Here is a 761-nt window from a genome sequence, read left to right on the forward strand (position 1 = left end):
GGTAGTAATCCGCTGCTGTCGCGGCGGCCCCAGTAGGCTGAGGTCCTAGCAGGTGGCCCTGGCAATCGGTGCATACCGAGGCGCTCGGATGGAGATGGATGCGCCGGCAGGCATCGCATTCCCACGATCCGGCACCGGCACGGGAGATCCGCAGCCTGTTCGGCTGGATCAGCCAGCTCGTGACCAGGCCCCCATGGGAGAGCCGGTCCTCAACCTCTGTCACCAAAGCGGCGGCCGGCCGCCCATTGACCCTCGCGACCTCGTCCAGATAATCCCGGACGAACCCCGGCGCGGCCGGCATACCCAGCGCGGTGTAGGGCTCGCCATCGACGCGGCGGCGCTCGCCGAGAAGCCGAAGCGTGCTGTCTGCCGCTTGGACGACAACCGCGTCGCCGTCTCCCGGCGCCCCTGGACCGACGGCAGCGTGAGCAATCTGAAGCGCTTCCAGTCCGCGGCGTCCCGAGGCGAAAATCACGTTCAGCACTGCAGCATGGGCACTGCGCCGCAGCCGCCGGAGATGCTCGGCCTGCTCGACCGATAGCCCTCCGGAAAACGCCGACGGCGGCGAGGTTGTCCAGTCGAAGAGCTCCCGCCAGCTTCCCGTCTTCCGATCCGGATCGGTCCATATGCTGTCGTGGGCATAGCCTCCCGGATTGATGCCTGCTGCAAGAAGCCGAAGCTCCGCATCGCGGAACAGGTCGCTGACGAGAAACGGGCCCGTTGCCCGGGCGAGGATCGCCGCGGCCGCCTGTGCGAAAGTG

General features: G+C 67.8%; 1 pseudogene. It reads right to left on the reverse strand.

Annotation, left to right across the window (positions count from 1 at the left end):
- Nucleotides 1–761, reverse strand: a pseudogene (locus EN780_RS39315) (helicase); the annotation flags it as partial.

This window comes from Mesorhizobium sp. M4B.F.Ca.ET.089.01.1.1, from assembly GCF_004022605.1.
Taxonomy (GTDB): Bacteria; Pseudomonadota; Alphaproteobacteria; order Rhizobiales; family Rhizobiaceae; genus Mesorhizobium; species Mesorhizobium abyssinicae.